We start from the raw sequence: 22,926 nt of genomic DNA, 5'->3' as shown, positions 1-22,926 counted from the left end.
AAGCTAACGGCCCTGGCGGCTATAATCGCGGGACTGTTTTTTGGTGCACATATGCAATCAACGTCTCCTACGTCCCCGCCGCCCGCCCCTCAGAAGCGCAAACGCCCGTGGTGGCTCAAGCTCATCATTGGGTTTTTCGGTCTGATCGTCGCGGGCGTTCTGTGCGTGTTGCTGGTGGTCGGATACGCACTGGTCGTAGCAACGCCCAACCTGCCTTCGCTCGACGCGCTGACCGACTACCGTCCCAAAGTGCCGCTGCGCATCTACACGGCCGACCACGTGCTGATCGGCGAATTCGGCGAAGAGCGGCGCGACATCGTGCATATCCAGGACGTGCCCGATAGTCTGAAGAAGGCGATTCTCGCGATCGAAGACGCGCGCTTTTACGACCACGGCGGCGTCGATCTGACCGGCATCGCGCGCGCCGGCATCGTTGCGCTGACCAATGGTCATGCCACGCAAGGCGCGAGCACGATCACCATGCAGGTGGCGCGCAACTTCTTCCTGTCGAGCGAAAAGACCTACACGCGCAAGATTTACGAGATGCTGCTCGCGTACAAGATCGAGTCGAAGCTGACGAAAGATCAGATTCTCGAGGTGTACATGAATCAGATCTATCTCGGTCAGCGCGCGTATGGCTTCGCGAGCGCGGCGCGCGTGTACTTCGGCAAGGATCTGAAGGATCTGACGCTGGCTGAATCGGCCATGCTCGCGGGCCTGCCGAAAGCGCCGTCTGCCTATAACCCGGTGGTGAATCCGAAGCGCGCGAAGGTTCGTCAGGAGTACATCCTGGAGCGCATGGTCGAATTGCATTACATCAACCAGGAACAATACGACGAGGCCAGCAGACAGGTGCTTGTCGTGAAGGGCGCGGGCAAGGAGTTCAGCGTGCACGCGGAATACGTCGCGGAAATGGTGCGGCAGATGATGTACGCGCAGTATCGCGAAGAGGCATACACGCGCGGCCTGAACGTCGTGACCACGATCGATTCAGCCGATCAGGACGTCGCTTACCGCGCGCTGCGCAAAGGTCTGATGGACTACGAACGTCGTCACGGCTATCGCGGACCGGAGGCGTTCATCGATCTGCCGTCCGACGCGGAAGACCGCGAACAGGCGATCGACGACGCACTGCTCGAACATCCGGATAACGGCGAAATCATCGCGGCAGTCGTCACGGCGGCGAGTCCGAAGCAGGTTCAGGCAACCTTCATCGACGGCAATACCGCGACCATTCAGGGCGACGGTCTGCGTTATGCGCAATCCGCGCTCAACACGCGTGCGCAGCCGAACCAGCGCGTGCGGCCGGGCGCGATCATCCGTCTGGTCAAGAACGACGACGGCGACTGGTCGATCACGCAATTGCCGCAAGTTGAAGGCGCGTTTATCTCCGTGATTCCACAGGACGGCGCGATTCGCGCGCTGGTCGGCGGCTTCGACTTCAACAAGAACAAGTTCAATCACGTGACGCAGGCATGGCGTCAGCCGGGTTCGAGTTTCAAGCCGTTCATTTATTCGGCGTCGCTCGAAAAGGGACTCGGACCGGCCACGATCATCAACGACGCGCCGCTGTTTTTTAGCGCAGCGGAGACCGGTGGCCAGGCGTGGGAACCGAAGAACTACGGCGGCGGCTTCGACGGTCCGATGACCATGCGTACCGCGCTGATGAAGTCGAAGAACCTGGTGTCGATCCGCATCCTGAACCAGATCGGCACGAAGTACGCGCAGCAGTACATCACGCGCTTCGGCTTCGACGCGGAACGGCACCCGGCTTATCTGCCTATGGCGCTCGGCGCCGGTCTCGTCACACCGTTGCAGATGGCCGGTGCGTTTTCAGTGTTCGCCAACGGCGGCTATCGGGTGAATCCGTATCTGATCGCTGAGGTTACCGATCAGCGCGGCATCGTGGTTTCGCACGCGCAGCCACTGATTGCGGCGCAAAACGCGCCGCACGCCATCGCCCCGCGCAATGCCTACGTGATGAACAGTCTGCTGCAAAGCGTCGCGCAACACGGCACGGGCGCCAAGACCAACGTGCTCAAACGCACCGATCTTGGCGGCAAGACGGGCACCACCAACGATTCGCGCGACGCATGGTTCGCCGGTTATCAGCACACGCTCACGGCGATTGCGTGGATCGGCTACGACAATCCGCGCAGTCTCGGCGACAAGGAAACCGGCGGCGGCCTCGCGCTGCCGGTCTGGGTCGAGTACATGGCGCGCGCGCTCAAAGGCGTGCCGGAGTACAAGATGCCCCGCCCCGAAGACGTCGACGAAATCGGCTCGGAACTCTATTTCGACGACTTCACGCCGGGCAACGGCTTCGTTTCGACGGTCGGCGTGAGTCAGGCGACGCTGGATGCCCAGGCGAGTGCCGCAGCGGCCGCTCCCGAACAGGTCGGCGAGCAGGAAAAGCAGGACATCATGAATCTGTTCCGCGGACACTGACGGCACCGTCAGCTTCCGTTCGGCCCAATAAAAAACCGCCGCGCCCGATGCGCGGCGGTTCTGTTTTCAGCGTGACTTCCAGGCCCGCGTTTAGGGGGCTTTGAACACCACCGGCTCACCCGCCTGCTGCGTCGCGTACTCCGTCAGCGCGGAGAAAAACTCCGTGCCGCCGCGGGTGTCGCGCCATTCGCCGTCGATGAAACGGTAGTGAAAGCCGCCTGCTTTCGCGGCGATCCAGATCTCGCGCATCGGCGGCTGGAGATTGACGATAATCTTCGAGCGGTTCTCGAATTCGAGGGTCAGCACGTTGCCGCTGCGCTCGAGTTCGATGTCGGCTTCGGTGTCGTCGAGCGCGCTTTCGATAGCGGCTAGCGCGGCTTCCGCACGGGTCAGGTAATCACTATCGGACATGCTAAACTCCATCGATTATTTATTCAGGGACAGTCATGCGAGTCGTATCTCGGATGCGCGCGGCGGCGCCCGGCCGCGCGATTGTAGCGGGTTTGGTCATTCTCGCAGGTTGCGCACTTGCCGGCTGCGGGCAACGCGGGGCGCTCTATCTGCCCCAAGTTCCGCCGCTACCCGCCCCACCGGCCACCCGCACGCAGGCACCGTCGCCAGATGACGTAAAACCGGACACCAGCAACGCCTCCGAAGCCGGCACCGTGCCGGATACTTCGGGCACGGCAATGTCGCTTTCGCCGGAAACAGAACTTGCCGCACCGCCCGAGTCCGCAGCATCCGGCACCTCGGCTCCATTGCCTGCCTCCGCTGTCACCCCCGTTCAATAAGACTTTCGCATGACTCGATCCGCATTTGACTACGTCGACGGCGTATTGCACGCCGAAGGCGTGTCCGCCGTCTCCCTCGCCGAACAATTCGGCACGCCGCTGTACGTGTACTCGCGCGCCGCCCTCACCGCTGCATGGAACGCGTACGCGGGCGCTTGCGCCGGCCGTCGCGCAACGGTTCACGTGGCCGTCAAGGCCAACAGCAATCTCGCGGTGCTGAACGTGTTCGCGCGACTCGGCGCGGGCTTCGACATCGTGTCGGGCGGCGAACTGGCGCGCGTGCTGGCAGCTGGCGGCAAAGCGGAAAACACCGTGTTTTCCGGCGTCGGCAAGCATGCGAACGAAATGCGCGACGCGCTCGCGGCCGGCGTCAAATGCTTCAACGTCGAGTCGATTCCCGAGCTGGATCGGCTGAACGCGGTTGCGGCGGAAATGGGCAAGAAGGCGCCTGTGTCGCTTCGCGTGAATCCTGATGTCGATGCAAAAACGCATCCGTATATTTCCACCGGCCTGAAGTCGAACAAGTTCGGCGTCGCTTTCGAAGACGCGCGCGCCACGTATCGCGCGGCGGCAGCGATGGCGAATCTCGACGTGGTCGGTATCGACTGCCATATCGGCTCGCAGATCACCGAAGTCGCGCCTTACCTCGACGCGGTCGACAAAGTGCTGGAACTGGTCGAGCAGATCGAACAGGACGGCGTGAAGATCCGTCATATCGACGTAGGCGGTGGCCTCGGCATTACCTACGACGACGAAACTCCGCCGGAGATCGGTGAGTTCGTGCGTACTGTGCTGGATCGTATCGAGGCGCGCGGCCACGGCCATCGCGAAGTGTATTTCGAGCCGGGCCGCTCGCTGGTCGGCAACACGGGCATTCTGCTGACACGCGTCGAGTTTCTGAAGCCGGGCGCGGAAAAGAACTTCGCAATCGTCGACGCAGCGATGACCGATCTCGCGCGTCCCGCGATGTACGAGGCGTACCACGCAATCGACGCCGTCGTTAAGCGCGACACTCCGGCTCACGTGTATGACGTCGTCGGCCCGGTTTGCGAAAGCGGCGACTGGCTCGGCCGTGAACGTCTGCTGGCCGTCGAACCTGGCGACCTGCTGGCGATCCGCTCGGCTGGTGCATATGGCTTCGTGATGAGCTCCAACTACAACACGCGCCCGCGTGCGGCCGAGGTGATGGTCGATGGTACACAGGTGTATGTGGTTCGTGCACGCGAAGAGGTTCAGCAGCTGTTTGCGGGCGAAACGATTCTGCCGGCGTAAACGCAACGCGGTGACGCGAGCAACATGAAAAAAGGCGATGCCAATGCGGCATCGCCTTTTTTTCGTGCTGTGCTCAAGTGAATTCGCGAGCGCTCAACGCGTTCTCAACCGACTCCCACGCAACCACGCAATCAACCTCCAACCCAGTAACACGATCATGATCGCGCCGTAAATCTTCGGCAGAAACAGGTCGTGCTTGCCGGCCTTCATCCACCAGAAATGCAGGATCGCGAGCGCGCCAATCAGATAGATCGCGCGATGCAGCGTCTGCCAGCGTCGGCCGAGTTTGCGCACCATTGCACGCGGCGACGTTATCGCGAGCGCGATCAGTAACACGAACGCCGCGAAACCCACGGTGATGAATGGCCGCTTGCCGATGTCCTTCAGAATGGCCGCCACGTCGAACCACTTGTCGAACCAGAGATAAGTCGTGAAATGCAGCGTCGCGTAGAAGAACGCGTAGAGGCCGAGCATCCGGCGAAAACGCACGAGCGCCGCGACGCCGGTGAGTCGGCGCAACGGGGTCACGGCCAGCGTGATGCACAGAAAAACCAGCGTCCAGAGACCGGTCGAGCGCGTGATGAACTCGATCGGATTGGCGCCGAGCCGGTCGGTCATCCCGAATAACACGAGGCGCGCGAGCGGATACCAAGCGGCGATGAACACGGCGACCTTGGCTGGCGCGATCCAGCGCGCGCCGCTCGGAGGCCGAGTCTTATTCGGCGTCTGAATGGTCCGGGATGAAACATAAGACCCTGCCGCTTGCGCACGCTGCGTCTTGTGCTCGGACTCGGTCTCGCTGGCCGGTTGCGTATCGGAATCCATCGTCGTGCCTCAGAAATTCTTCTTCAGGTCCATGCCTTGATAGAGCGACGCAACCTGATCCCCGTACCCGTTGAACATCAGCGTCTTGCGCTTCGGCGTGAAAAAACCGTCACCGATACGTCGCTCGGTCGCCTGACTCCAGCGCGGATGATCCACGTTCGGATTCACGTTCGAATAAAACCCATACTCGTTCGACGCATACGTGTTCCAGCTAGTCGGCGGCTGCTTGTCGAGAAAGCGGATTTTCACCAGCGACTTCGCGCTTTTAAAGCCGTACTTCCACGGCACCACGACGCGCACCGGCGCGCCGTTCTGATTCGGCAGAACCTGCCCGTAGAGGCCCATTGTCAGCAGCGTCAGCGGATTCATCGCTTCGTCCATCCGCAGACCCTCGGAATAGGGCCAGTCGAGCACGGGCGTCGACAGGCCAGGCATCTGCGACGGATCGGCCAGCGTGATGAACTGCACGTACTTCGCATTACCGTTGGGCTGCACGCGTTTGATCAATTCCGACAGCGGTATGCCGATCCACGGAATCACCATCGACCATCCTTCGACGCAGCGCAGCCGGTACACCCGCTCCTCGAGCGGCGCCAGCTTGAGCAATTCGTCGATGTCATACACCTTCGGATTCTTGATCTCGCCCTCGACGCTCACCTTCCACGGATGCGGCCGCAGCGTCCCCGCGTTCTGCGCGGGATCGGCCTTGTCGGTGCCGAACTCGTAGAAATTGTTGTAGGTGGTGATGTCCTTGAACGGCGTGGCCTGGTCGAGCGCGACGAAGCGCGAGTTGGTCTTCGCGGCCAGCTTCTGTGCTTTCGCGTCCGGCGACGTATAGGCCGCCCGCGCCGCCTCGCCATGCGCGCCGATCAGGCCGCCGAGCGCCGTCGCACCGGCCGCCTGCAACACGCGCCGCCGGTTCTCGAAAACGCGCTGCGGCGTGATTTCACTGCGCGCAATGTCGTCGCCGGTCAGTTTTGTTCTGTCGCTGCGTTTGATCCACATCCTGCTGCTCCTTGACGGCCCATCGATTCGCACATCTTACGGGGCCATAGTGATGACTGCGGGCGCGGTCGTCGGCCGCTCATCCATAGGTACTCCAACAGCGAACACCTTGGATGCAGCGAATATTCCGCGCGCCATAAAAAAACCGCCGGGTGCAAAGCACGCGGCGGTTTCTTGAACGTCTGAAGCAACGGTTCTTACAGCTTGCCGTAGCTATGCAAGCCCGACAGGAACATGTTCACGCCGAGGAACGCGAAGGTCGTGACCAGCAGACCGGTCAGCGCCCACCATGCCGCCACCGCGCCGCGCAACCCCTTCATCAGACGCATGTGCAGCCAGGCCGCGTAGTTCAGCCAGACGATCAGCGCCCACGTTTCCTTCGGGTCCCAGCTCCAGTAACCGCCCCAGGCTTCAGCGGCCCACAACGCGCCGAGAATCGTCGCGATCGTGAAGAACGCGAAACCGACGGCGATCGACTTGTACATCAGGTCATCGAGCACATCGAGCGCGGGCAGGCGGTCGGCCAGCACGCCACGCTCTTTCGACAGATACGCGACCCCGACCATGGCCGACAGCGCGAAGCTGCCGTAGCCGATGAAGTTCGCCGGCACGTGGATCTTCATCCACCAGCTTTGCAGCGCGGGGACGAGCGGCTGGATTTGCTGCGCGTCGCGAGCGACCGAGTACCACATCAGGAAGCCGACAGCCGCGCTGATCACCAGCAGCACGAACGCGCCGAGCGCGCGGGTGTTGTAGTGCTGCTCGTAGTACAGATAAAACAGCGCGGTGATCAGGCTGAACAGCACGAACACTTCGTACAGGTTCGAGATTGGAATATGGCCGACGTCAGCGCCGATCAGGTAGGACTCGTACCAGCGCACCATCAGGCCGACAAAGCCCATCACCACTGCGGCCCACGTCATCTTCGAACCGATCGCGGCGCCAGTCGGCGAGCGCGACAGCAGGCCGATCCAGTAGAACACGGTAGCGAACACGAAGAGCGCGCTCATCCACAGAATCGCGGACTGGCTCGACAGGAAATACTTGAGGAAGAACGCGTTATCGGCGCGGCTGAGGTCGCCGTGATAGATCTGGATGGCCAGCAGCGACAGCGCTGCAATGCCCACCATCAGTGGACGCACCGGCTTCCAGCGCCAGCCGAGCGTGATGAACACCGGCACCGCGCACACCAGCACAAGCTTGTCGTAGTAATTCATGAACGGGTGATAGCGCGACAGCGCAAAACCCGCGCCCGCGACCATCACCACGGCAAACAGCCAGTCGATCGCGCCGAGCCGCTTCAGGAACGGCCGGTCGTCGTACTGCGCGACATTGAGCGTCTCGCTCGCGAACGTCTTGTCGGGCCGCGATGCGGAGGAGGATGAGGAAACCTGAGTCAAGTCCATGATCTTACCGGGTCGAATCTTGTGAACTGGCGGACGGCGCGCCGGCAGGGCCGGGCTTGCTGGAGGCGCTGTCGGCGTCGGATGCTACGGTGAGTTTCGCGCCGAGCGCAGCGCCTACGGCGTCGCGCGTCTGGACGAACTCTTTTTCGAAGTCGAGTGTTTTGCGTGCGCTCGACATCGCCATCACGACGTTTGTGCCGTGATCGGTATCTTTAAGCCAGAACCAGAGGCGCCGTTCGCGGACGTAGAACATCGAAAAGATGCCTAACACGAGGAGCAGGCTGCCAAGATACACGACTTTTTTGCCCGGCGCGCGCGTCAACTGAAATACCGAAGCTTGCACCTGCTTGAACGAGTCAAGTTGTAAATAGACCGGCGATCCATACAGAAAGCTGTCAGATATCGCGTTGATCGAACTTTGCACGAAGCGACTGGCGTCCGCGTTGGCCTGCGCTTCGGGCTCGCCCAGTTGCTGGCGGGACAGTTGCCACAGGTCCCACGTCGCGCCTTCGAGCATGCGCAGCAGCAGACCGGCGGCCTTTTCCTGCTCGCCCTTCGGCACCGAATGGTCGATAAAACCAGCGATGGCCTGGAAGCCACCGACCGGCTGGCCGTCCGGCATCTTGATGCTGTTGTCGGCGCCCGCGAAAAGGGTCAGCACGCGCAGCGCGCTTTCTTCCAGATGCTGCTGCAACTCGGGGTTCGAACCGGGCACCGAGCGCTGCGCGAAACGATGAGCGGCGGTCGTGCGCATGGCCGGATCTTCGAGCGTCGCGCGCAGGTTCATCCACTCCTTGACCGTGCCGCCGGCGTCGGCGGGAATGCGCAGGTAGCGGAACGGATCGTCCGGATTCACGCGCATGCCGGCCAAGAACATTTTTTCGCCCGACACATCCACCGGCAGCATGTAATTGTTGTACTCGCGCGCCTGGCCGTCCTTGCCGCGCACCTTGTATTGGACCGACGGGCCGACGTTATGCAGATCGAGTGGCTTCGAGGTTTTAGCGCCCGAGCCGAGCCGTTCGTCGAACGCTTCCTTCAACGTTTGATGCGCAGCAACGCCGCGCGCGTCGTTCTGGCCACTGCCGTTCGAAATGTTTTCGACGTTGATCGCGCGGAAGTCGGTGAACTCGACCGTTTGTCCATCTGCGAGCGGCGTTGCAGTGCTCAGCGGCGCATTGCCGCCGATCGTGCCGCCGAACGGCGCGGTTTTCGCGCTCGCGCCGGTCATCGGAAAGGCGGTCATCTGCATCTGCGAGCCGCCGTCCTGGAAGCTCGACTGATAGATCGATACGCCGTCATAGGTGAACGGTTTGTTCACTTCGACGCGCGCCGGGATGCGCGCGCCCGTCTGGTGATCGACCACGACGATGTCGCTCGCGAACAGCTTCGGCATGCCCGTCGAGTAGTAATCGACGATGAACTTGTTCAGTTCGATCGAGAAAGGCAGGTCCTGAATGAGCGAGCCGTCGGGCTGGTTCAGGATCGCCGTCGACACGTGCTGCCCTTCCGGCACCCATGCATAACCACGGAACGTCGGGTTCGATTGCGACAGACGATGGTCGGGCGTGATGTCGTTGATCACGGTGTTCGAGCGGATCGGCGACTTGTCGAACATCCACATCTGCAGCTTGATCGGCAGATTGCTGTCGAGCAGGCCGCCCACGCAGATCACAACGATAGCGAGGTGAGCGGAGATGTAGCCGAACTTGGTCAACGCGCCGCGCTTGGCCGCGATCAGCGTCGCGCCTTCGGACTCACGCGTGACGAACTTGTAGCCGAGCTTCGATGAGAGTCTGGCGAGCACCGCGGACGTCTGCGCACGCGTGCCGTTCACCGCGAACTCGCCCTTGTGATGGAACGCGCGCAGGCTGTTTTCGCGGACTTTGTCCTTCCAGCTCTTCGCGTCGGCGACCATCTTCGGCGCGTTGCGGATCACGCATAGCGACACCGACACCATCAGAAAGCCGAGGATCGTCATGAACCACCACGAGCTGTACACCGTGTACAGACTCAGCGAGCGGAAGATGTCCGCCCAGAACGGGCCGAACTGATTGACGTAGTTGGGATACGGATCGTCCTGCGTGAGAACGGTGCCGATGATGCTGGCAATCGACAGGATCACGAGCAGCGCAATCGCAAAACGCATCGAACTCAATACTTCGACGACGCTGCGCGTGATGCGATTGCCCGACTTCGACTGCAAACCCGACGTGGTAACGCTCATTCATACTCCGACTGAACAGCAAAAAAGGGTGAAAGGCTGTCGTAGACACGAAGCCTCCACCCTTTTCTTGTTTTGTACCGACCTTGCCAGGACGGTTGCACTTGCGTGCGGACTCTTAATGCAAGCCCGCGATGTAATCGGCAACAGCCTTGATCTCGCTGTCCGACAGACGCGATGCTATCGCATGCATCGCGTCGTTGTTATTACGAGCGCCAGGACCTTGCGTGAACGCCAGCAACTGGGCCACCGAATATTCCGCCCATTGCCCCGACAAACGCGGGAACTGAGAGGGAATGCCCTGACCGGTCGGCCCGTGACAGCTTGCGCAGGCCGGCACACCCTTGTCGGCAACCCCGCCGCGATAAATCTTCTCACCTAGCGCGACCGTGTCTTTGTTGTGCGCGTAACCGGGCTTCGGGGTTTGCGTCGAGAAATAGGCTGCCACGTTGATCATGTCCTGATCGGACAGCGCCGCGGCCATGCCCGCCATGATCGCATTGTTGCGCGCGGGCTGTTTGGCGCCCGGCTGAATCTTGAAGTCTTTGAGCTGCTTGACGAGGTACTCAGGATGCTGACCCGCCAGCTTCGGATATGCGCCGCCAGCACTGTTGCCGTCTGCACCATGACATGACGCGCAAACCTGCACCGCGATTGCCTGCCCCCGATTGACGTCCGGCTTGACCGGATCTGCTGCTCGTGCCTGAATTGCCAAACCTGAAAGACCTGCCGCTACATGAAGCACCATCAGAGTCTTGCTCAGTCGATTCATTCGCACACCCTGTCTCGTCTTGTGGGATTTTAGAGGTTTTGCAAAATACGACGGCGACCGAGTGACCACCAGTAACGCGCCAAGGCACGCGGGCTGGCCTCCTCAGGTTTTCAGTAAACCATCGTATTGTACAATAACTCGCTAATCGCTAAGACGCCAGTCGGGCTTGACCCGTCCCCACTCCGGGTTCCCCGGCGTCTCGAATCCTGGCCTGATCATGTCCTTCCTGCTCCACCAATCCCGCTTTTTCACGACCGTCAATCACCTGCGTGATCTGCCGGCCACGTCGCAACCCGAGATCTGCTTCGCCGGGCGCTCGAACGCCGGCAAGTCGACGGCCATCAACATTCTGTGCAATCAGAAGCGACTGGCCTTCGCCAGCAAGACGCCGGGACGCACGCAGCACATCAATTATTTTTCGGTGGGTAAGGAAGACGATCCGACCGCGTATCTGGTCGACCTGCCCGGCTACGGTTACGCCGAAGTGCCGGGGGCGGCGAAGGCTCACTGGGAAGCGCTGCTGTCCACGTACCTGCAATCGCGCTCGCAACTGCGCGGCATGATTTTGATGATGGACTCGCGCCGTCCGCTGACCGATCTGGACCGGCGCATGATCGAGTGGTTCGCGCCGACCGGCAAGCCGATTCACACGCTGCTGACCAAGTGCGACAAATTGACCCGCCAGGAAAGCGTCAACGCGTTGCGCGCGACACAGAAAGGTCTGGCTGAATATCGCACTGCGGGCTATCGCGGCGATCTGACTGCGCAACTTTTCTCGGCGCTCAAGCGTGTCGGGATCGACGAAGCGCATGAGCTGGTTGAAAGCTGGCTGATCCCTTCTGCGAAGGGCGAAGCGGACGCTGCGGAGTAAGCGCAACCGCCGCTGCTCCAGGGGCGCGAAACCATCATTTCCGTTCGCCCATAAAAAAACCCGCCGCTTAAACGGCGGGTCAAACAGCCTAATCGAAAAACGACAGGCACCCGCTCAGGGAGGAGAAGCGGGGAGGTCAGCGCCAGGCGCCTTGCTCGATCGGTATGATATACCATTGTCTCGAAAAGTTTCCGGGAGCGGAGGCAGGCGTGATTTGTCCACTCCATTCATCCACGATCTTCGATTCGATATGAGCTTCTATCCGCACTATCGTCCGCGCCGTATGCGCCGCGACGACTTCTCGCGTCGCATGATGCGAGAAAACATCCTCACCACCAACGATCTGATTTACCCCGTGTTCATCGTCGAAGGCACCAACGTGCGGCAAGCCGTACCGTCAATGCCGGGCGTCGAACGCGTGTCGGTCGATCTGCTGATGGGTGTCGCCGAGCAATGCGTCGCGCTGGGCGTGCCGGTGCTGTCGCTGTTCCCCGCGATCGAGCCGTCGCTGAAGACGCCAGATGGCCGCGAAGCGACCAATCCGGCCGGCCTGATCCCGCGCGCGGTTCGCGAACTGAAGAAAAATTTCCCCGAATTGGGCATCCTCACCGACGTCGCCCTCGATCCGTACACGAGCCACGGCCAGGACGGCGTGCTTGACGAAGCCGGCTATGTGATCAACGACGAAACCGTCGAGATTCTGGTCGAGCAGGCGCGTGCGCAAGCCGAGGCAGGCGTCGACATCGTCGCTCCGTCGGACATGATGGACGGCCGGATTGGCGCAATCCGCGAGATGCTGGAGAGCGAGGACCACGTCCACACGCGCATCATGGCTTACGCGGCCAAGTTCGCGTCGGCGTTTTACGGCCCGTTCCGCGATGCAGTAGGTTCCGCGACGAACCTCGGCAAAAGCAACAAGATGACGTACCAGATGGACCCGGCCAACTCGAATGAAGCGCTGCGCGAAGTGCAGGCGGACATCAACGAAGGCGCGGACATGGTGATGGTCAAGCCAGGTATGCCGTATCTGGATATCGTACGGCGCGTGAAGGACGAGTTCCAGTTCCCGACTTACGTGTACCAGGTGAGCGGCGAGTACGCGATGCTGAAGGCGGCCGCGCAGAACGGCTGGCTCGATCACGACAAGGCGATGATGGAATCGCTGCTCGCGTTCAAGCGCGCGGGCGCGGATGGCGTGCTGACCTACTTCGCACTGGATGCCGCGCGGATTTTGCGGGCGCAGAAGTAGGTTGAGGCGCTGCTGGTTTTAGCTTTAACGCTAACTGGAGCTTAAAAAAAACGGAGGCGGACCCAAGGGTCGCGCCTCCGTTTTATATTAGGGCTGCCGGTTTTGCCTTTGCTGATTAAACCCCGGCCCCACTCGCCTTATCCAGCGAGCGCAAGAATTTGTCCGCAGATTCATAACCGACGACGCGCAATACCTCCTTGCCAGCCGGATCGAATAAAATAATGCCCGGTGGCCCGAACAGGCCAAAGCGTTTCAACAATGTTTGATCGTCGGCGTTGTTCGCGGTGACGTCGGCGCGCAGCAGATTCATCTGCTTCAATTTGGCTTGCACGCGCGCGTCGCTAAAGGTGAACTTCTCCATTTCCTTGCAGCTGACGCACCAGTCCGCATAAAAATCGAGCATGGCTGGCTGAGAAGCCGTTTTGACGGCCTGATCCAACTCATTCGATGAGCGAACCGGAGCAAACGTCAGATCGCTCTGAGGCGCGGCAGGCGCGTTATTGGACACGTTGTCGACGCCCCCCCTTGCGGCCAATACTGCGAGCGGCCTAAGAGGATCGGACGAGCCAGCGGCAAGTCCCACGAGCAACACGGCCGCCCAGATCGCGAGCGCCGCGCCGATACCCCGGCTGAGGCGGCGCCAGATCGACCCGTCCACGGATGCCGCCGAGAACAACCCCAGCGACGCTGCGGCAACCAGCAACCAGAGCGCGCTCAGCAGCATTTGAGCTGCGGCACCGAGTACCGGCCACACGATCCATAACGCCGCGGCCAGCAGCACGACTCCGAAAAACACCTTGACGCCATCCATCCAGGCACCCGCGCGCGGAAGGAGCGTTCCGGCGCCGAAACCGATGATCAGCAGAGGAACGCCGAGCCCAAGGCCCATCGCAAACAATGCTGCGCCGCCGAGGAACGCGTTGCCCGTGTGAGCGATGAACGCCAGCACGGCAAACAGCGGCGCGGTCATGCAAGCGCCCACTACGAGGGCGGACAGTGCGCCCATCACCGCGACGGCAGCGAACTTGCCGCCCGAGCGTCCCGTCGACGCACGCGAAACGCCGTCCTGCCAGCGCTGCGGCAACGCAATGTCGAATCCTGCAAGCAAGGTCAGCGCAAAAACGGTCAACAAGACGCCGAACGCGCCCAGCACCCACGGATTCTGCAACCACGCGCCGAGGCTCTGTCCAACCAGCGCCGCCGCGACGCCGAGCGCCGTATAAACGAGCGCCATCCCGATTACATACGCCAGCGACAACGCAAAACCGCGCGCACGCGTCACCCGCGCACCCTCGCCGATGATGATTGCCGAAAGAATCGGAATCATCGGATACGAGCAGGGCAGCAGGCTAAGCACGGCGCCGGCGACAAAATAGAGCCCGATGATCGCGATGAAACCGCCGCCTTGCAGCAACGATTGCGCGTAGTCAGCGCTCGTGGCGCGCTCGTACCAAGGTTCGTTTTCTGTACCGGACTTCTGGTTTGTCGCATTCGTGGCCGTAGTCGCCGGGGCCGTCGCGCTGCCCGCCGGCTGCAACGCAGCGCCGCTGACGTGGTACACACGCTCCATCGGCGGATAGCAGATGCCAGCATCCGCGCACCCTTGCGACGTCACCGCCAGATCGAACGGGCCGGCCGCCTGCTTGACCGGAATGCGGATCGTCAGCTCGTTACGATACGTCTCGACGTTCTTGTTGAACGTCTCGTCAAACTTGACGTGGCCGGCGGGCAATTGCGGCTCGCCAATCGTGGCCGTGCCGTTGCGGGTCGCAAACGCAAAGCGCTCGCGATACATGTAGTAGCCGTCGGCAATCTTGTACGTGACATCTACCTCGCCGGGCTTTTCGGTCGCGCTGAATTTGAACGCGACGGCAGGATCCAGGAAGTTATCGTCAGCACGGGCAGGCGTGCCGAATTGCGCAAGAATCACGCAGCCGAGCAGGAAAAATGCAGTGCGCAGCGCTTGGCGCGCACGTCGGTCGAGACCGTTAAACATGGAGGGGGCGTTGGGTTTCGGTAGTGATCCACTGGCCGTACGCGGCTGATGCCGACGCCTGCCACATGATGATTTCCGGCGTGTCGTAGGGATGGTGCGCCTGAATGAACTGCTCCAGTTCCAGCGCGCGGGCGACGCTCGTCTTGAACAGCAACTGGATTTCCTGCGCGGTTTCGATCGCGCCCTGCCAGTGATAGCTAGATTGAACGCTGCCAAGTTGCGTGACACAAGCGCAAAGCCGCGCGGCAAGGGCATCCGCGGCGAGTTTCTGGGCAACGGCCGCGTCCGGCACCGTCGTCAGAAGCAAGGTCACATTTACGCTCACACAAACTCCAGCCAGGCACGATTCAGGTGCCGGTATCGTATCACCAGGCTCGGGGTGCCGCAGGCGGCCTGACTGCTGACGGCCCAAGGGGCGTCACGTTGCGTTGGCCACCGCAAAAACCATCGCCCTGCGGCCCGAAAAATCGCAAAAAAAAAGCCAGGCTGATTGCCTGGCTTTCTTTCAATGCTTAAAGCTTACTCAGCTTCTTGCACTTCGACTTCTTCAACTTCCGGACGATCGAGCAGTTCGACCAGTGCCATCGGTGCGTTGTCGCCGACGCGGAAACCGAACTTCAGGACGCGCAGGTAGCCGCCCGGACGGGTAGCGTAACGCGGGCCGAGAACTTCGAACAGCTTCGTGACCGAGTCACGATCGCGCAGGCGGTTGAACGCCAGACGACGATTTGCCAGCGACGGCTTCTTGCCGAGCGTGATCAGCGGCTCGACAACTTTACGGAGTTCTTTTGCTTTCGGCAGCGTGGTCTTGATGACTTCGTGCGCGATAAGCGAGTTCGACATATTACGGAGCATTGCCAGACGGTGGCTGCTCGTGCGGTTCAGTTTCCGCAGACCATGACGGTGACGCATGTTAATTCCTTCGATTCAAAGTTTTGGTCCAGCTCTTCTATCGCGCTCAACTACCCGAAGGTGATGAGTGCACGGGCCGGTAGTGAAAAAAGACAAGACGCGGATTTTAAAGGAAAATCCGCGTCTTTGCCAGTGCAGCGGCGGGTTCTATCCCGGGATTACGTCTCGACTTACTTGTCCAAACCTGCCGGCGGCCAGTTTTCGAGCTTCATACCGAGCGTCAAACCACGCGACGCCAAGACTTCCTTGATTTCGTTCAGCGACTTGCGGCCCAGATTCGGCGTCTTGAGCAGCTCGTTTTCCGTACGCTGGATCAGGTCGCCGATGTAGTAAATGTTCTCGGCCTTCAGGCAGTTCGCGGAACGAACCGTCAGTTCGAGATCATCAACCGGACGCAGCAGGATCGGATCGATCTGCGGCGCACGCGACGGCGCTTCAGCCGTTGCTTCGGTGCCTTCCAGTGCAGCGAACACCGACAGTTGATCAACCAGAATACGAGCCGATTGACGGATCGCTTCTTCCGGCGAAATCACACCGTTGGTTTCGATGTTCATCACGAGCTTGTCGAGGTCGGTACGCTGTTCGACGCGAGCACTTTCAACGGCGTAGCTCACACGGCGAACCGGCGAGAACGACGCGTCCAGCACGATACGGCCGATGATCTTGGCCGACTCTTCGCCGTAACGACGCACGTTGCCCGGCACATAGCCGCGGCCCTTTTCGATCTTGATCTGCACGTCGAGCTTGCCGCCCTTCGACAGATGCGCGATCACGTGATCCGGGTTGATCACTTCGCAGTCGTGCGCGAGTTCGATGTCGCCAGCGGTGACAACGCCTTCGCCTTCCTTTCGCAGCGTAACCGTCACTTCGTCACGGTTATGCAGCTTGAACACGACACCCTTCAGGTTCAACAACAGGTTGACCACATCCTCTTGCACACCGTCGAGCGTCGAATATTCATGTACGACGCCTGCGATCGTCACTTCGGTCGGCGCATAGCCGATCATCGACGACAGCAGCACGCGCCGAAGCGCGTTACCCAAGGTGTGGCCGTAACCGCGTTCAAACGGTTCCATGACCACTTTCGCATGGCTCTCGCCAAGCGATTCAACAGCGATGATCTTGGGCTTCAACAAACTGGTTTGCATAGGTTTTCCTTTTCAATACCCTCGGCTCGTTACACCGATAAGGCTGACCGGTAACAACCTGAAAATAAACAGCCGGGACGCCCCCTTGCATATCGCAAACAGGGTGCCCCGGCCGTTAATCCGATTACCGCGAATACAATTCGACGATCAGGCTTTCGTTGATATCGCCAGCGATGTCGCTGCGTTCCGGCTTCGACTTGAACGTGCCTTCGAACTTCTTCGAATCGACAGCGACCCAGCTCGGCAGACCGCCTTGCTCAGCCAGCGACAGCGCTTCGAGAATACGCGCCTGCTTCTTCTTCTGTTCGCGCACTGCGACGACGTCGCCTGCCTTCACTTGCATCGACGGGATGTTCGACACAACGCCGTTCACCGTGATCGCCTTGTGGCTCACGAGTTGACGTGCTTCAGCGCGCGTCGAACCGAAACCCATGCGATACACGACGTTATCCAGACGCGATTCGAGCAATTGCAGCAGGTTTTCACCAGTATTGCCCTTCAGGCGGTCAGCTTCAGCGAAGTAACGACGGAATTGACGCTCGAGAACACCGTAGATACGCTTAACTTTTTGCTTTTCGCGCAACTGCGTGCCGTAGTCGGACGTACGTGCACCCGAAGTGCGGCCATGTTGGCCAGGCTTGCTGTCAAGCTTGCACTTGTCAGCCAGCGAACGACGGGCGCTCTTCAGGAAGAGGTCAGTGCCTTCACGGCGGGACAGCTTGGCCTTAGGGCCGATATAACGTGCCACGTTGATTCCTTCATTGATTAATCACGCGAGTGCATGCATTCGCGCTAGTCCGAACCCTTTGGGTCGAACGGTGGGCTTAGTCAATTCAATAGCGCAAGCAGCCTGCCGCCGCGCAGGGCGGCAACAGGCGCTAGCAATACAAGCGTCTTAGATACGACGACGCTTCGGCGGACGGCAGCCGTTGTGCGGGACCGGGGTCACGTCGGAGATCGCCGTGATCTTGATACCAAGACCATGCAACGCGCGCACCGCCGATTCACGGCCAGGACCGGGGCCCTTGATCCGCACTTCGAGGTTCTTCACGCCGTATTCCATCGCCACGCGGCCAGCCGATTCGGCTGCCACCTGGGCTGCAAACGGAGTCGATTTACGCGAACCCTTGAAGCCCTGACCACCCGACGTTGCCCAAGCAAGTGCATTGCCTTGACGATCGGTGATCGTGATGATGGTGTTGTTGAACGACGCGTGAACGTGAACCACGCCCTCGGCGACGTTCTTCTTGACCTTCTTGCGAACGCGTTGCGCCGCGGAGTTGTTCGAAGCCTTAGCCATTACGTTTTCCTGTAACTGTCAGTTCCGCTTACTTCTTCAGCGATTGCGCTGCACGACGCGGACCCTTGCGCGTACGGGCATTCGTACGCGTGCGCTGGCCGCGCAGGGGCAAGCCCTTACGATGCCGAACGCCACGGTAGCAGCCGAGATCCATCAGGCGCTTGATGTTCATCGTCGTTTCACGGCGCAGATCGCCTTCAACGATGAACTTGCCGACTTCTTCACGCAGCTTTTCGAGGTCTGCGTCGTTCAGGTCTTTGACCTTCTTCGAAAATGCCACACCAGCAGCGACGCAGATGTCGCGCGAGCGCGTGCGGCCGACACCGTAAATAGCCGTCAGGCCGATTTCGGTATGCTGGTGATTCGGGATGTTAACCCCTGCGATACGAGCCATTGTTTTTCCTCAAACAAAAAGCGCAGCAAAAAGCGCGGCGTTCAGCCTTGACGCTGTTTGTGGCGCGGATCAGAGCTGCAAATCACGCGCACAACGCCTTTGCGCTTGATGATCTTGCAATTGCGGCAAATGCGCTTAACCGATGCCATCACTTTCATGATATTACCCTTTTTTCAAATCACTTCGCCCGGAACACGATCCGCGCACGCGACAGATCGTAAGGCGTCAATTCAACCGTTACCTTGTCGCCCGGCAAGATTCGGATGTAGTGCATCCGCATCTTGCCGGATATGTGTCCCAATACGACATGGCCGTTTTCCAGCTTCACCCTGAAGGTAGCGTTAGGCAGGTTTTCGATGACTTCACCCTGCATCTGGATAACATCGTCTTTGGCCATATGTCCTTTCAACGCATCGGGACGCCGCCGCCTTTGAAATTAGCTTTCTTAAGCAGCGATTCATACTGTTGCGACATAACGTACGACTGCACCTGCGCCATGAAATCCATTGTGACGACGACAATGATCAGCAGCGACGTTCCACCAAAATAAAACGGCACGTTCCAGCGCAGCACCAGAAATTCGGGCAGCAGACAAACAAACACGATGTAGATCGCACCAGCCAGCGTCAGACGCGTGAGGATACGGTCGATATACCGCGCTGTTTGATCGCCCGGGCGGATGCCTGGGACGAAAGCGCCACTCTTTTTCAGGTTGTCGGCCGTTTCTCTGCTGTTGAACACCAGTGCGGTGTAGAAGAAACAGAAGAAAACGATCGCCAACGCGTACAGCAACACGTACACGGGTTGACCGGGCTTAAGGGCTTCGGCCACGTTGTGCAACGTGTCTGCGAACCAGCTGGTACGCGACCCCGAACTAAACCAGTTCAGGATAGTTGCCGGGAAGAGAATGATCGACGATGCAAAGATCGGCGGAATCACGCCCGACATATTCAGCTTCAGCGGCAGATGTGAAGACTGTCCGCCGTAAATCTTGTTACCGACTTGCCGCTTGGCGTAATTCACAAGAATCTTGCGCTGGCCGCGTTCAATGAACACCACCAGATACGTCACAGCAGCAATCAGCGCGACCACGATAATCGCCGAGATGATGCTCATCGAGCCGGTTCGCACCAATTCGAAGAGACCACCGATTGCATTCGGGAAACCCGCTGCAATACCGCCGAAAATGATGATCGAGATACCGTTGCCAAGCCCACGCTCCGTGATCTGCTCACCCAGCCACATCAGGAACATCGTGCCCGTCACCAGCGTCACGACCGTCGTCAACCGAAACACCATTCCCGGATCGATCACCAGGCCCGGCTGATTTTCCAGGGCGACGGCAATGCCGAATGCCTGGAACGTCGCCAGCAGGACCGTAAAGATACGCGTGTACTGCGTAATCTTTCGCTGACCCGCCTGCCCTTCCTTTTTCAGCGCTTCCAGCTGCGGCGAGACAATCGCCAGCAACTGCATGATGATCGACGCCGAAATGTACGGCATGATCCCCAGCGCAAAAATCGTGAACCGCGAAAGTGCGCCACCCGAAAACATGTTGAACATGCCAAGGATGCCGCCCGACTGGCTTTGGAACAACTTCGCCAGCTGGTCCGGGTCAATACCCGGCACCGGAATGTGCGCGCCGATACGGTAGACGATCAACGCCAGCAGCAGGAATACTGCACGCCGACGCAGATCGCCAAACTTCGCCGCGCTGCGACCGGGTTTTGCGAGACTCGGGCTGTTAGCCAAGTACCTTCTCCGATGCAAATGCTAGTGACGGCAAATAACTTGCGCGTTACTCGGCAAAAGAGCCGCCGGCTGCTTCGATAGCAGCGCGCGCACCCTTCGTCGCACCCAGACCCTTCACAACGACCTTGCGCTTGAGCTCGCCCGTCGCGATGATCTTGGCGCTCTTGATCAGCTCACCGACCAGGCCGGCTTGCTTCAGAGCCAGCAAGTCGATTTCGTCGACCGGCAGCTTTTCCAGATCAGAGAGACGCACTTCACCAACGAATTCCTTCGTCAGCGAGGTGAAGCCACGCTTCGGCAGGCGACGTTGCAGCGGCATTTGACCGCCTTCGAAGCCAACCTTGTGAAAGCCGCCCGAACGCGACTTCTGACCCTTGTGACCACGGCCAGCGGTCTTGCCGAGGCCGGAGCCGATGCCGCGACCAACGCGACGCTTTGCGTGCTTCGCGCCTTCAGCCGGCTTCAGGTTATTCAATTCCATTATCAACTCCTTGAGTCCTGGTCAGCCGCTTAGCTGATGACCTTAACGAGGTACGAAACCTTGTTGATCATGCCGCGCACAGCCGGCGTGTCCTGCAACTCGCTAACCGAGTTGAGTCGGCGCAGGCCCAAGCCACGCACCGTAGCACGGTGCGTTTCACGGGTGCCGATCAGGCTCTTGACGAGCTGGACCTTGACAGTTTTATCAGACATGGTGTCCACCTTAGCCCAGAATATCTTCGACGGACTTGCCGCGCTTCGCCGCGATGTCGCCCGGCGTGGACTGCTTACGCAGACCGTCGAGCGTTGCACGAACGAGGTTGTACGGGTTCGTCGAACCGTGGCTCTTGGCCACAACGTTCTGCACGCCCATCACGTCGAACACTGCGCGCATCGGACCGCCAGCGATCACACCGGTACCGTCCTTGGCCGGAGCCAGGAGGACCATCGATGCGCCGTGCTTACCGTGCACTTCGTGTTGCAGGGTGCCGTTCTTAAGCGGCACCTTGAACATGTTGCGGCGAGCCTGTTCCATCGCCTTCTGAACAGCGACCGGCACTTCCTTCGCCTTGCCCTTGCCCATACCGACGCGGCCATCACCGTCGCCAACCACGGTCAGTGCGGCAAAACCGAGAATCCGGCCGCCCTTCACAACCTTGGTCACGCGGTTGACCGAAATCATCTTTTCGCGCAGGCCGTCGTCGCGTTCGTCAGCCTGAACTTTCGCTTGCATCTTTGCCATGACGAATTCTTCCCTTAGAACTTGAGTCCGGCTTCGCGCGCCGCATCAGCCAGCGCTTTCACGCGGCCGTGGTAACGGAAACCCGAACGGTCGAAGGCGACGGATTCGATGCCGGCAGCCTTAGCCTTTTCTGCAATGCGCTTACCGATCAGGGTCGCAGCATTGACGTTGCCGCCCTTGCCAGTCTGATCAGCCAGTTGCGCACGCACTTCGGCTTCGAGCGTCGACGCGCTGGCGAGCACCTTGGTGCCGCACGGCGAGAACACTTGCGCATAGATGTGCGTGTTCGTGCGATGCACGGCGAGACGCGCGACCTGCAGCTCAGCGATCTTGATACGCGTCTGACGAGCGCGGCGCAGGCGAGATTGAGTCTTATCCATGATTGCGCACCCTTACTTCTTCTTCGTTTCTTTGAGGATCACAACCTCATTGGCGTAACGCACACCCTTGCCCTTGTAGGGCTCCGGCGGGCGATAGCCGCGCACTTCTGCAGCGACCTGGCCAACTTGTTGCTTATTGATCCCCTTGATCACGATTTCGGTTTGCGTCGGGGTTTCAGCCTTGACGCCTTCCGGCATCTGGTGCACCACGGGGTGCGAGAAACCCAGCGACAAATTCAGCTTGTCGCCTTGCGCTTGTGCGCGGTAACCGACGCCAACCAGCGTCAGCTTGCGCTCGAAACCCTTCGTCACGCCGTTCACCATGTTCGCAACCAGTGCGCGCATCGTGCCCGACATCGCATTCGCTTCACGGCTTTCGCCAACCGGCTCGAACTTCAGCGTGCCGTTGTCGTTCACCACTTTAACGAGGCTGTTAGCAGCCTGCGAAATCGTACCCAGCGGACCCTTGACGGTAATCAGTTCGTCGCTCAGGGCCACTTCTGCGCCTTGCAGCGCGATCGGGCTTTTACCTACTCGAGACATGTTTCTCTCCTTTCGGCCTTAAGCGACGTAGCAGATGACTTCGCCGCCAACGCCCGTTGCACGCGCCTTGCGGTCCGTCATCACGCCCTTCGGCGTCGACACGATTGCCACGCCGAGGCCATTCATGACCACGGGGATGTCGTTACGGCCGCGGTACACACGCAGACCAGGCTTCGAAACGCGTTCGATGCGTTCGATGACCGGGCGGCCAGCGTAGTACTTCAACACGATGTTCAATTCAGATTTCGCACCTTCGGACTTCACTGCGAAATCATCGATATAGCCTTCGTCCTTCAGGACCTGCGCAATCGCAACCTTGACTTTCGACGAGGGCATAGTCACCGAGACTTTCTCAACCATCTGCGCATTGCGGATGCGAGTCAGCATATCGGCGATAGGATCACTCATGCTCATTT

The 22,926-nt window shown here is 60.1% G+C and carries 27 protein-coding genes; 5 read left to right on the top strand and 22 right to left on the bottom strand.

Annotated elements, in window-relative coordinates; all coding sequences use genetic code 11:
* Positions 1-51 precede the first annotated feature (51 nt).
* A complete protein-coding gene (locus ABH945_RS32820) occupies positions 52-2,448 on the top strand; it encodes a penicillin-binding protein 1A (protein WP_429253408.1) in 2,397 nt (798 codons plus the stop codon).
* A gap of 90 nt (positions 2,449-2,538) precedes the next feature.
* On the opposite strand, the gene cyaY is transcribed toward ABH945_RS32820, so the two are convergent.
* On the bottom strand, positions 2,539-2,859 hold the full coding sequence (gene cyaY / locus ABH945_RS32815) for an iron donor protein CyaY (RefSeq protein WP_074766126.1): 321 nt from the start codon (positions 2,857-2,859) through the stop codon (positions 2,539-2,541).
* A 35-nt stretch (positions 2,860-2,894) separates the two neighbouring features.
* On the opposite strand from cyaY, the gene lptM reads away from it, so the two are divergent.
* Both lptM and lysA read left to right on the top strand, forming a co-directional pair.
* Entirely contained in the window at positions 2,895-3,239 is a 345-nt protein-coding gene (gene lptM / locus ABH945_RS32810) for an LPS translocon maturation chaperone LptM (protein ID WP_074766128.1), read from the top strand.
* A gap of 9 nt (positions 3,240-3,248) precedes the next feature.
* The gene (gene lysA, locus ABH945_RS32805) at positions 3,249-4,511 is read left to right on the top strand and encodes a diaminopimelate decarboxylase (RefSeq protein ID WP_429253407.1); all 1,263 of its coding nucleotides are present in this window, start codon (positions 3,249-3,251) and stop codon (positions 4,509-4,511) included.
* Between the two features lie 93 nt (positions 4,512-4,604).
* Here lysA and msrQ read toward each other — a convergent pair whose 3' ends face one another.
* The 5 genes from msrQ to ABH945_RS32780 form a co-directional block, all read right to left on the bottom strand.
* On the bottom strand, positions 4,605-5,336 hold the full coding sequence (gene msrQ / locus ABH945_RS32800) for a protein-methionine-sulfoxide reductase heme-binding subunit MsrQ (protein ID WP_429253406.1): 732 nt from the start codon (positions 5,334-5,336) through the stop codon (positions 4,605-4,607).
* 9 nt (positions 5,337-5,345) lie between these two features.
* Complete coding sequence (gene msrP, locus ABH945_RS32795) at positions 5,346-6,341, bottom strand: protein-methionine-sulfoxide reductase catalytic subunit MsrP (protein ID WP_429253405.1); 996 nt, start codon at positions 6,339-6,341, stop codon at positions 5,346-5,348.
* A 197-nt stretch (positions 6,342-6,538) separates the two neighbouring features.
* On the bottom strand, positions 6,539-7,747 hold the full coding sequence (ccsB, locus tag ABH945_RS32790) for a c-type cytochrome biogenesis protein CcsB (RefSeq protein ID WP_074766136.1): 1,209 nt from the start codon (positions 7,745-7,747) through the stop codon (positions 6,539-6,541).
* Positions 7,748-7,751: 4 nt separating this feature from the next.
* The gene (locus ABH945_RS32785) at positions 7,752-9,974 is read right to left on the bottom strand and encodes a cytochrome c biogenesis protein ResB (RefSeq protein WP_429253404.1); all 2,223 of its coding nucleotides are present in this window, start codon (positions 9,972-9,974) and stop codon (positions 7,752-7,754) included.
* 115 nt (positions 9,975-10,089) lie between these two features.
* Positions 10,090-10,743 carry a c-type cytochrome gene (locus ABH945_RS32780; RefSeq protein WP_074766140.1) on the bottom strand — a complete coding sequence of 218 codons (654 nt, stop codon included), beginning with the start codon at positions 10,741-10,743 and terminating at the stop codon, positions 10,090-10,092.
* A gap of 217 nt (positions 10,744-10,960) precedes the next feature.
* Here ABH945_RS32780 and yihA point away from each other — a divergent pair, with 217 nt between their 5' ends.
* Entirely contained in the window at positions 10,961-11,614 is a 654-nt protein-coding gene (gene yihA, locus ABH945_RS32775; RefSeq protein WP_074766142.1) for a ribosome biogenesis GTP-binding protein YihA/YsxC, read from the top strand.
* A gap of 250 nt (positions 11,615-11,864) precedes the next feature.
* Complete coding sequence (gene hemB, locus ABH945_RS32770; protein WP_074766144.1) at positions 11,865-12,863, top strand: porphobilinogen synthase; 999 nt, start codon at positions 11,865-11,867, stop codon at positions 12,861-12,863.
* 115 nt (positions 12,864-12,978) lie between these two features.
* Here the strand turns inward: hemB and dsbD are convergent, their stop codons facing one another.
* From dsbD to rpsH, 16 genes are all read right to left on the bottom strand, one after another.
* Positions 12,979-14,859, bottom strand: a complete 1,881-nt coding sequence (gene dsbD, locus ABH945_RS32765; RefSeq protein ID WP_429253403.1) for a protein-disulfide reductase DsbD — start codon at positions 14,857-14,859, stop codon at positions 12,979-12,981.
* Positions 14,852-15,184, bottom strand: a complete 333-nt coding sequence (cutA, locus tag ABH945_RS32760) for a divalent-cation tolerance protein CutA (RefSeq protein ID WP_074766148.1) — start codon at positions 15,182-15,184, stop codon at positions 14,852-14,854. Before cutA ends, dsbD begins: the two co-directional genes overlap by 8 nt.
* A gap of 194 nt (positions 15,185-15,378) precedes the next feature.
* Entirely contained in the window at positions 15,379-15,771 is a 393-nt protein-coding gene (gene rplQ, locus ABH945_RS32755) for a 50S ribosomal protein L17 (protein WP_074766150.1), read from the bottom strand.
* 170 nt (positions 15,772-15,941) lie between these two features.
* The gene (locus tag ABH945_RS32750) at positions 15,942-16,919 is read right to left on the bottom strand and encodes a DNA-directed RNA polymerase subunit alpha (protein WP_074766152.1); all 978 of its coding nucleotides are present in this window, start codon (positions 16,917-16,919) and stop codon (positions 15,942-15,944) included.
* A gap of 124 nt (positions 16,920-17,043) precedes the next feature.
* Positions 17,044-17,667 carry a 30S ribosomal protein S4 gene (rpsD, locus tag ABH945_RS32745; RefSeq protein WP_027800372.1) on the bottom strand — a complete coding sequence of 208 codons (624 nt, stop codon included), beginning with the start codon at positions 17,665-17,667 and terminating at the stop codon, positions 17,044-17,046.
* A gap of 147 nt (positions 17,668-17,814) precedes the next feature.
* Complete coding sequence (gene rpsK, locus ABH945_RS32740; RefSeq protein ID WP_006052224.1) at positions 17,815-18,219, bottom strand: 30S ribosomal protein S11; 405 nt, start codon at positions 18,217-18,219, stop codon at positions 17,815-17,817.
* Between the two features lie 28 nt (positions 18,220-18,247).
* The gene (gene rpsM, locus ABH945_RS32735) at positions 18,248-18,613 is read right to left on the bottom strand and encodes a 30S ribosomal protein S13 (protein WP_012434566.1); all 366 of its coding nucleotides are present in this window, start codon (positions 18,611-18,613) and stop codon (positions 18,248-18,250) included.
* Between the two features lie 41 nt (positions 18,614-18,654).
* Positions 18,655-18,771, bottom strand: a complete 117-nt coding sequence (rpmJ, locus tag ABH945_RS32730) for a 50S ribosomal protein L36 (RefSeq protein ID WP_004199844.1) — start codon at positions 18,769-18,771, stop codon at positions 18,655-18,657.
* A gap of 20 nt (positions 18,772-18,791) precedes the next feature.
* Positions 18,792-19,010: a translation initiation factor IF-1 gene (infA, locus tag ABH945_RS32725; RefSeq protein ID WP_004521905.1), complete on the bottom strand. Its 219-nt coding sequence runs from the start codon at positions 19,008-19,010 to the stop codon at positions 18,792-18,794.
* A gap of 8 nt (positions 19,011-19,018) precedes the next feature.
* Positions 19,019-20,365, bottom strand: coding sequence for a preprotein translocase subunit SecY (gene secY / locus ABH945_RS32720; RefSeq protein WP_042329256.1), 1,347 nt, complete (start codon positions 20,363-20,365; stop codon positions 19,019-19,021).
* Positions 20,366-20,411: 46 nt separating this feature from the next.
* A complete protein-coding gene (rplO, locus tag ABH945_RS32715; protein ID WP_011490050.1) occupies positions 20,412-20,846 on the bottom strand; it encodes a 50S ribosomal protein L15 in 435 nt (144 codons plus the stop codon).
* Between the two features lie 29 nt (positions 20,847-20,875).
* The gene (gene rpmD / locus ABH945_RS32710; RefSeq protein ID WP_007180126.1) at positions 20,876-21,058 is read right to left on the bottom strand and encodes a 50S ribosomal protein L30; all 183 of its coding nucleotides are present in this window, start codon (positions 21,056-21,058) and stop codon (positions 20,876-20,878) included.
* A gap of 10 nt (positions 21,059-21,068) precedes the next feature.
* Entirely contained in the window at positions 21,069-21,587 is a 519-nt protein-coding gene (gene rpsE, locus ABH945_RS32705; RefSeq protein ID WP_006052219.1) for a 30S ribosomal protein S5, read from the bottom strand.
* A gap of 14 nt (positions 21,588-21,601) precedes the next feature.
* Positions 21,602-21,967, bottom strand: a complete 366-nt coding sequence (gene rplR / locus ABH945_RS32700; protein WP_012434568.1) for a 50S ribosomal protein L18 — start codon at positions 21,965-21,967, stop codon at positions 21,602-21,604.
* Between the two features lie 12 nt (positions 21,968-21,979).
* Positions 21,980-22,510: a 50S ribosomal protein L6 gene (gene rplF, locus ABH945_RS32695; protein WP_074766154.1), complete on the bottom strand. Its 531-nt coding sequence runs from the start codon at positions 22,508-22,510 to the stop codon at positions 21,980-21,982.
* An 18-nt stretch (positions 22,511-22,528) separates the two neighbouring features.
* Positions 22,529-22,924, bottom strand: coding sequence for a 30S ribosomal protein S8 (rpsH, locus tag ABH945_RS32690; protein ID WP_006052216.1), 396 nt, complete (start codon positions 22,922-22,924; stop codon positions 22,529-22,531).
* Positions 22,925-22,926 lie beyond the last annotated feature (2 nt).

The sequence above is a fragment of the Paraburkholderia sp. GAS333 genome (assembly GCF_050435665.1).
GTDB lineage: Bacteria > Pseudomonadota > Gammaproteobacteria > Burkholderiales > Burkholderiaceae > Paraburkholderia > Paraburkholderia fungorum_A.
The sequence above is the reverse complement of the archived record's forward strand: the minus strand, read 5'-3'. Positions and strand labels throughout refer to the sequence as shown.

What these genes read in the sequence shown, in the direction of transcription:
- rpsH (WP_006052216.1), bottom strand. Translation starts at nt 22,924, where the DNA reads ATGAGCATGAGTGATCCTATCGCCGATATGCTGACTCGCATCCGCAAT.
- rplR (WP_012434568.1), bottom strand. Translation starts at nt 21,967, where the DNA reads ATGGATAAGACTCAATCTCGCCTGCGCCGCGCTCGTCAGACGCGTATC.
- lysA (WP_429253407.1), top strand. Translation starts at nt 3,249, where the DNA reads ATGACTCGATCCGCATTTGACTACGTCGACGGCGTATTGCACGCCGAA.
- msrP (WP_429253405.1), bottom strand. Translation starts at nt 6,341, where the DNA reads ATGTGGATCAAACGCAGCGACAGAACAAAACTGACCGGCGACGACATT.
- rplO (WP_011490050.1), bottom strand. Translation starts at nt 20,846, where the DNA reads ATGGAATTGAATAACCTGAAGCCGGCTGAAGGCGCGAAGCACGCAAAG.
- ABH945_RS32750 (WP_074766152.1), bottom strand. Translation starts at nt 16,919, where the DNA reads ATGCAAACCAGTTTGTTGAAGCCCAAGATCATCGCTGTTGAATCGCTT.
- rpsE (WP_006052219.1), bottom strand. Translation starts at nt 21,587, where the DNA reads ATGGCAAAGATGCAAGCGAAAGTTCAGGCTGACGAACGCGACGACGGC.
- rplQ (WP_074766150.1), bottom strand. Translation starts at nt 15,771, where the DNA reads ATGCGTCACCGTCATGGTCTGCGGAAACTGAACCGCACGAGCAGCCAC.
- rpmD (WP_007180126.1), bottom strand. Translation starts at nt 21,058, where the DNA reads ATGTCTGATAAAACTGTCAAGGTCCAGCTCGTCAAGAGCCTGATCGGC.
- rpsK (WP_006052224.1), bottom strand. Translation starts at nt 18,219, where the DNA reads ATGGCTAAGGCTTCGAACAACTCCGCGGCGCAACGCGTTCGCAAGAAG.
- ABH945_RS32785 (WP_429253404.1), bottom strand. Translation starts at nt 9,974, where the DNA reads ATGAGCGTTACCACGTCGGGTTTGCAGTCGAAGTCGGGCAATCGCATC.
- yihA (WP_074766142.1), top strand. Translation starts at nt 10,961, where the DNA reads ATGTCCTTCCTGCTCCACCAATCCCGCTTTTTCACGACCGTCAATCAC.
- ABH945_RS32780 (WP_074766140.1), bottom strand. Translation starts at nt 10,743, where the DNA reads ATGAATCGACTGAGCAAGACTCTGATGGTGCTTCATGTAGCGGCAGGT.
- infA (WP_004521905.1), bottom strand. Translation starts at nt 19,010, where the DNA reads ATGGCCAAAGACGATGTTATCCAGATGCAGGGTGAAGTCATCGAAAAC.
- ABH945_RS32820 (WP_429253408.1), top strand. Translation starts at nt 52, where the DNA reads ATGCAATCAACGTCTCCTACGTCCCCGCCGCCCGCCCCTCAGAAGCGC.
- rpmJ (WP_004199844.1), bottom strand. Translation starts at nt 18,771, where the DNA reads ATGAAAGTGATGGCATCGGTTAAGCGCATTTGCCGCAATTGCAAGATC.
- ccsB (WP_074766136.1), bottom strand. Translation starts at nt 7,747, where the DNA reads ATGGACTTGACTCAGGTTTCCTCATCCTCCTCCGCATCGCGGCCCGAC.
- msrQ (WP_429253406.1), bottom strand. Translation starts at nt 5,336, where the DNA reads ATGGATTCCGATACGCAACCGGCCAGCGAGACCGAGTCCGAGCACAAG.
- hemB (WP_074766144.1), top strand. Translation starts at nt 11,865, where the DNA reads ATGAGCTTCTATCCGCACTATCGTCCGCGCCGTATGCGCCGCGACGAC.
- cyaY (WP_074766126.1), bottom strand. Translation starts at nt 2,859, where the DNA reads ATGTCCGATAGTGATTACCTGACCCGTGCGGAAGCCGCGCTAGCCGCT.
- dsbD (WP_429253403.1), bottom strand. Translation starts at nt 14,859, where the DNA reads ATGTTTAACGGTCTCGACCGACGTGCGCGCCAAGCGCTGCGCACTGCA.
- lptM (WP_074766128.1), top strand. Translation starts at nt 2,895, where the DNA reads ATGCGAGTCGTATCTCGGATGCGCGCGGCGGCGCCCGGCCGCGCGATT.
- rpsM (WP_012434566.1), bottom strand. Translation starts at nt 18,613, where the DNA reads ATGGCTCGTATCGCAGGGGTTAACATCCCGAATCACCAGCATACCGAA.
- rplF (WP_074766154.1), bottom strand. Translation starts at nt 22,510, where the DNA reads ATGTCTCGAGTAGGTAAAAGCCCGATCGCGCTGCAAGGCGCAGAAGTG.